This is a genomic window from Streptomyces niveiscabiei, from assembly GCF_001419795.1.
GTDB classification, from domain to species: domain Bacteria; phylum Actinomycetota; class Actinomycetes; order Streptomycetales; family Streptomycetaceae; genus Streptomyces; species Streptomyces niveiscabiei.
The window spans coordinates 1-4,596 of the sequence record NZ_LIRL01000260.1 but is presented as its reverse complement, the minus strand read 5'-3'; the positions used below and the strand labels follow the sequence as shown (position 1 = coordinate 4,596).

Below are 4,596 nucleotides of genomic sequence, written 5' to 3'. Positions count from 1 at the left end.
ACCCGCCCCCGCGCGTCGGGCAGCAGCGCGACCGGCCGCAGGAAGAACCGCAGCCGGATACGGCGGCCCGCCGCACCCGCGCCGGAAGCGGCCCACCCCCGCAGCGCCTCCACGTTCCGCCGCTGCGCCGCCGCCAGCCCGGACGGGTCGGCGTACCCCGGATCGAGCACCAACTCCCGCTCGTCCACCGCGACTTCGACCCCCGGCAGACTTCCCAGCTCGCGCAGCTCCTTCGTCGTGAACCGCGCCTGCGAAGGGCCGCGCCGGCCCACCATGTGCACCTCGCGCACCCCGCTGTCCGCGAGCGCGAGCAGCGCCGACTGGGGCATGTCGGTCGGGCTCAGCTCGGCCGCGCCGCGCGCCAGGATGCGCGTCACGTCCACCGCGACGTTCCCCACCCCGATCACGACCGCCGAGCGGACGCCGGTCACGAAGCCGTCGGCGACGGCGTCGGGGTGCGCGCTGTACCAGGACACGAACTCCGTCGCCGACCAGCTGCCCGGCAGCTCCTCCCCGTCGATCCCGAGCCGCCGGTCGGCCGCCGCGCCGACGCAGTACACGACCGCGTCGTACAACTGGCGCAGTCGTACGACCGTCACACCGGACGGTCCGGCCTCGACGCCGCCGAGAAAGCGGACCCGTTCGTGCTCCAGGACCGTCCGCAGGTTGTGCTGGAGGGACTTGATCTTCTCGTGGTCGGGGGCGACGCCGTAGCGGACCAGGCCGTACGGGCACGGGAGGCGGTCCAGGACGTCGACGAGGACCTCGGGGTCGCGCTCCACCAGGGACTGGGCGGTGTACACCCCGCTCGGCCCGGAACCGACGACGGCGACTCGCAGCACGCGCAACTCCTCACGCGGGGCAGGTCTCCAGGATGACACCGGGCGTGCTGCGCTGTCAGGGTGCCGGGGCGGACCGGTGTGCGTGTCTTTTCGTATGGAATGTGATGATGCGGTTACGTTGCGTGTGTGCTAGAAGCATCTTTTCTTAATCTTTCTGATCGCCCCGCCGAGGACGCCGAGGTGTCCGTGTGGCCCGCGTGGGAAGTGCGGGAGAGGGGCGGCGCGACCGCCTGGTACACCGTCCGCCTGGCCTTCCCCGACCGGGCGTGGGTCGAGGTCCTCGCGGTGGTCTGCGAAGGCGGCGTCTCCATCGAGGACGTCAGGGCCCAGCCCGCGCTGTCCCTCATCGACCTGACCGTCCTCGCCGACTGGATCGAGGGCCCCCTCTTCGAGATGTGCGGCGGGGAGGAGGACGAGGAGTCGGGGCACTCCGGCCCGAGCCGCGCCCGCCCGTCCTGGCCGCGCGGCGCCGAGGGCCGCCGGCTCGTCGCCCAGGAGTACCGGGCCGCGCAGGAGCAGGGCGCCGACCCGGTCCTCGCGGTGATGGACGCGACCGGTCACAGCAGGCGCCGTTCCCTGCGGCTCATCGCGCAGGCACGCGACGCCGGATATCTGACACCCCGTCATGTCAAGCGCTGAGCACGGCAGTTGACGCCGCTCACTGGAGCATCGTGCGCATCCGGGCGATCTCGCTGGCCTGTTGGGCGACGACGTCGTCCGCCATCTCCTCCGCCTGGATGTTGTTCCCCTGTGCCTTGACGTCCGTCGCCATGGTGATCGCCCCCTCGTGGTGGGTGATCATCAGGGTGAGGAAGAGCTTGTCGAACGCCGCGCCCTTCGCGCCGCGCAACGCGGCGAGTTGCGCGTCCGTCGCCATCCCCGGCATCGCCGCGTGACCCGCATGGCCCTGCGCCCGCTGGGGTTTCCCGTGCGACGTCAGCCAGTCGCGCATCATCTCGATCTCGGGCTTCTGCGCCGCCGCGATCCGCTCCGCGAGCCCCTTCACGGCCGCGGAACCGGCGCGGCCCGGGGCGAGCGCGGTCATCTCCAGCGCCTGCGCGTGATGGACGATCATCATCTGCGCGTACGACACGTCCGCCGTGTTCGGCGAGTCGTCCTGCGCCCGGTGCCCGGCCGCCTCCTCGGCGGACATCGTCCGGTTCGCCTCCCCCGGCAGCCCCGGCACCAGCACCGTCGGCCCCCCGCTGCGCGCCGCCTTCGGCTCGTCGTCCGCCCCCGAGTCGCAGCCGGCCAGAGCGAGCGCCACCAGTGCGGCGGCGACCACGGACGTGCGGCGTGAGCGCACAACGACCTCCTGTTGCTGGTGAGTTCGGAACGGCTGTGACCGTCCTAGCACGGATCTGTGCCCCGCCGATCGAAAAGTTATGTGACGACCTTGTTGCCATCTGTTGGTGTGGGCATGACTAAGACGATACTTCGGGGGACTGTGAACCGTTCCGCGAGGAACGGCGACGAGGGAGGACACAGTGATCCTGTTGAAGGAGCCCCGAACACGGCGCAGACGACTGGGAGTTCTGGCCGGTGTGACCGGCCTGCTGGCCACGCTGCTGACCGCCGCCCCGGCGCTCGCGATCCCCGACCCCGGGGACTCGCCCGCCGCGGAGCGCAAGGTGTCCCAGAGCGACCGCACCGAGGTTGCCGAGGCGATAGCCGCCGGGGAGATACCCGGCGTCGGCGAGATCGTCCACTCGGCCAACATCAAGCACCTGGCGAACGTCCCCAAGGACGTCCTGCGCGACAAGAACTCCGACCTCGCCTTCCAGGGCAGGTACGCGTTCGCCGGGAACTACGACGGCTTCCGGATCTACGACATCAGCAACCCGCGGGCCCCGAGGACCGTCTCCCAGGTGCTGTGCCCCGGCTCGCAGAACGACGTCACCGTCGAGGGCGATCTGCTGTTCCTGTCCACCGACTCCTCGCGCAGCGACGCCAGTTGCAACTCCACCACCCAGCCGGCGACCGAGAAGTCGTCCTGGGAGGGCATGAAGATCTTCGACATCAGCGACAAGCGCAACCCCGAGTACATCGCCGCCGTGGAGACCCCCTGCGGCTCGCACACCCACACCCTGGTGCCCGAGCGCAGGAACATCTACCTCTACGTCTCCTCGTACTCGCCGAACGCGACCTACCCGGACTGCCAGCCCCCGCACGACGGCATCTCCATCATCAAGGTCCCCCGCAACGCCCCGGAAAAAGCAGCCCTGTTGAACTTCACCGTGCTCTTCCCCGGTGAGGGCCCCGACGGCGGCGGCAACCCCGGCTCGCCCACCAACCCCGGCGTCGCCAAGACCACCGGCTGCCACGACCTCACCGCCCTGCCCGAACTGGACCTCGCGGCCGGCGCCTGCATGGGCGACGGCATCCTGATGTCCATCAAGGACCCGGAGCGGCCGAAGATCATCGACCAGGTCCAGGACAACGTCAACTTCGCGTTCTGGCACTCGGCGACCTTCAACCAGAAGGCCAACAAGGTCGTGTTCACCGACGAGTTGGGCGGCGGCGGGGCGGCCACCTGCAACGCCGAGATCGGCCCGAACCGCGGCGCCGACGGAATCTACGACATCGTCGGCAAGGGCGAGAAGCGCAAGCTCGCCTTCCGCAGCTACTACAAGATCCCCCGCCACCAGGCGAGCACCGAGAACTGCGTCGCCCACAACGGCTCGCTGATCCCGGTCAAGGGCCGCGACATCATGGTCCAGGCCTGGTACCAAGGGGGCGTCTCCGTCTGGGAGTTCACCGACTCCAGCCGGCCCAGGGAGATCGCCTACTTCGAGCGCGGCCCCGACAACGCCACGACCCTGACCAGCGGCGGCTCGTGGTCCGCGTACTACTACAACGGCTACATCTACTCGAACGACATCAGCAACGGCTTCGACGTCCTCAGGATCGACGACCGCCGCACGGACCCCGCCAGATGGGTCCGGCTCGACCAGCTCAACGTCCAGACGCAGCCGGACTACTTCGGCTGGTGATCCGTCGCGAAGAAGCGTGACAGATCCAGGTCGCGCACCCCGCCGGGCGCCTCGGCGTCCGGCGGGAACCCCTGCTCCCACGCCAGCCCGTACCGCGCGAACAGCTCCGCCCGCAGCGTCTCCAGCGTCAACGGCACGTTCGGCAGCACCATCCCGTACACCGCGCCCATCAACTGCGCGCGCAGCATCGGGTAGTCGGCGTCCACGTCCCGCGAGCCGTGCCGGACCACCGTGTCCCGCAGCAGCTCCGCCAGCCGCCGCTGCTCGGGACACTGCACGAACCCGGCCGTCTCCAGCATCCCCGCCATGTGCTGGCGCATCAGCACGGTACGGTCCCGCGCCAGCCCCAGCACCGCGTCGATCGCCCGCGCCATCCGCTCCGCGCCCTCCTCGACGCACGGCTCGCTCTCCAGCGCCTCCTGCAAGGTCCGGTGCATGAGCCGGTGCACGGCCGACTGCACGAGCTGACGCTTGCCCGGGAAGTAGTACGACACCAGCCCCCGCGCCGACCCGGCCCGGTCCGCGATGTCCCCGAGCGTCGTCGCGTCGTACCCGCGCTCACCGACCAGCTCCAGCGCTGCCAGCAGCAGGCGCTCGCGGGAACGTCTGCGCAATTCCTCATTGACCGATGCGCTGCGCGGGGACATCCTGTAACTCCTGCGTTGACTGGTCGGCAGCCAACTATAATCGACGCGGTGACACGGGCCGGGGGGTTGGGTTCGGACGATGCGGGGGATCGCCCGAACCCAACCCCCCGGCCC

The 4,596-nt window shown here is 70.2% G+C and carries 5 protein-coding genes; 2 read left to right on the top strand and 3 right to left on the bottom strand.

Annotated features, from left to right (window positions below; genetic code table 11):
- Positions 1 to 842 (bottom strand): FAD-dependent oxidoreductase (locus AOK24_RS13905; RefSeq protein WP_159051865.1); only part of this gene is annotated, 842 nt, incomplete at its 3' end.
- Between the two features lie 180 nt (positions 843 to 1,022).
- Here AOK24_RS13905 and AOK24_RS13900 point away from each other — a divergent pair.
- A complete protein-coding gene (locus AOK24_RS13900) occupies positions 1,023 to 1,481 on the top strand; it encodes a DUF6214 family protein (RefSeq protein WP_055720374.1) in 459 nt (152 codons plus the stop codon).
- 19 nt (positions 1,482 to 1,500) lie between these two features.
- Here AOK24_RS13900 and AOK24_RS13895 read toward each other — a convergent pair whose 3' ends face one another.
- Positions 1,501 to 2,148, bottom strand: a complete 648-nt coding sequence (locus AOK24_RS13895) for a DUF305 domain-containing protein (RefSeq protein ID WP_055720373.1) — start codon at positions 2,146 to 2,148, stop codon at positions 1,501 to 1,503.
- A 181-nt stretch (positions 2,149 to 2,329) separates the two neighbouring features.
- Between AOK24_RS13895 and AOK24_RS13890 the strand changes: the two genes are divergently transcribed.
- Entirely contained in the window at positions 2,330 to 3,835 is a 1,506-nt protein-coding gene (locus tag AOK24_RS13890; protein WP_055720372.1) for an LVIVD repeat-containing protein, read from the top strand.
- On the opposite strand, the gene AOK24_RS13885 is transcribed toward AOK24_RS13890, so the two are convergent.
- On the bottom strand, positions 3,820 to 4,482 hold the full coding sequence (locus tag AOK24_RS13885) for a TetR/AcrR family transcriptional regulator (protein WP_055720371.1): 663 nt from the start codon (positions 4,480 to 4,482) through the stop codon (positions 3,820 to 3,822). The two genes, AOK24_RS13890 and AOK24_RS13885, sit on opposite strands and share 16 nt — an antisense overlap.
- Positions 4,483 to 4,596: the final 114 nt, after the last annotated feature.